Source organism: Sphingomonas sp. EC-HK361, assembly GCF_902498785.1.
Lineage (GTDB): Bacteria > Pseudomonadota > Alphaproteobacteria > Sphingomonadales > Sphingomonadaceae > Sphingomonas.
The window spans coordinates 1-1,471 of the sequence record NZ_LR701489.1; the positions used below are offsets into that span (position 1 = coordinate 1).

Below are 1,471 nucleotides of genomic sequence, written 5' to 3' on the forward strand. Positions count from 1 at the left end.
TGTCCGTCGTCAGATCATTTGGCGCATCTCGCGGCGTAAATTAGTGGAGTGCGGGCCTCGTCTGGGGGTTGATGTTAGGCGGCGCGCTTGCGGTGCTGCAAGCGTCGATGTTCGATGGTTTGTCGCTTGATCCTTTCGCGCTGTTTGATGATGGACGGCGCCCTTCCGAAGTAGGCGTCGGCAGGCGTCACGTTGGCCAGGCTCTCGTGGTAGCGCTGGTGGTTGTAGTGCTCGACGAAGGCCTCGATCTGGGCCTCGAGGTCGCCAGGCAGGAAGTAGTTTTCGAGCAGGATGCGGTTCTTGAGCGTCTGGTGCCAGCGCTCGATCTTGCCCTGGGTCTGCGGATGGCAAGGGGCACCGCGCACATGGCTCATCTTGTTGGCCTCGATATATTCGGCCAGCTCGCCGGCGATGTAACTCGGGCCGTTATCGCTGAGCAGCCTGGGCTTGTGCAGCACCGTGGCGCTGTCGCAGCCGGAAGCCGCCAGGGCGAGGTCCAGCGTGTCGGTGACGTCCTCGGCGCGCATATTGGTGCACAGTTTCCAGGCGATGATGTAGCGCGAGAAGTCATCGAGCACGGTCGACAGATACATCCAGCCCCACCCGATGATCTTGAAGTAGGTGAAGTCGGTCTGCCACATCTCATTCGGCCGCGTGGTCTTGGTGTGGAATGCATCGGCCGCCTTGATCACGACGTAGGCTGGGCTGGTGATCAGGTCATGGGCCTTGAGCAGCCGGTAGACCGTCGATTCCGACACGAAGTAGCGCTGCTCGTCGGTGAACCGCACCGCCAACTCGCGGGGGCTGAGATCGGTCGCTTCCAGCGCCAGCTCGACGATCTGGTCGTGAATCTCGGCCGGGATCCGGTTCCACACCCTGCTCGGCGCCGATGGCCGATCCTCCAGCGCCTCCGGCCCGCCCTCGCGATAGCGGTCATACCATCGGTAAAGGGTTCGCCGTGCGATGCCCAACTGGTCGAGGGTCCGCTTCGCCGGAAGGTGCGACTGCTCGACGATCCTGATGATCTCGAGCTTCTCGGATGCGGGATACCTCATGCGTCGTCGTCCCCATCCGCCATCATGCTTTTTTTCAGCAAGCGGTTTTCCAGCGTCAGATCGGCCACGCATTCCTTCAGCGCGCGGGTTTCGCGGCGCAGATCCTGGACCTCGCCGGTGGTCGCGGCACGGGCGGTGTCGCCCGCCAGCCGGCGCTTGCCCGCTTCCATGAACTCCTTCGACCAGGTGTAATACAGGCTCTGGGCGATGCCCTCCTTGCGGCACAGCTCGGCGATGCTGTCTTCCCCGCGCAGACCATCCAGCACGATGCGGATCTTGTCCTCGGCCGAGAAATGGCGGCGGGTCTGCCGCCGGATATCCTTCACCACCCGCTCGGCAGAGGCCTTCACCAGCGATTTTGCATTGGAGGATTTGGGCTTCATCTTCGTTCCTTCGTCACTACGACGAAGCCCAAA

General features: G+C 62.5%; 1 protein-coding gene. It reads right to left on the reverse strand.

Features of this window, described 5'->3' with window-relative positions; translation table 11 throughout:
• Nucleotides 1-74: 74 nt before the first annotated feature.
• A protein-coding gene (locus BOS5A_RS00070) for an IS3 family transposase (RefSeq protein ID WP_151953196.1) occupies nucleotides 75-1,438 on the reverse strand; the annotation gives its coding sequence in 2 pieces (ribosomal slippage) (nucleotides 75-1,088 and nucleotides 1,091-1,438; 1,362 coding nt in all).
• Nucleotides 1,439-1,471 lie beyond the last annotated feature (33 nt).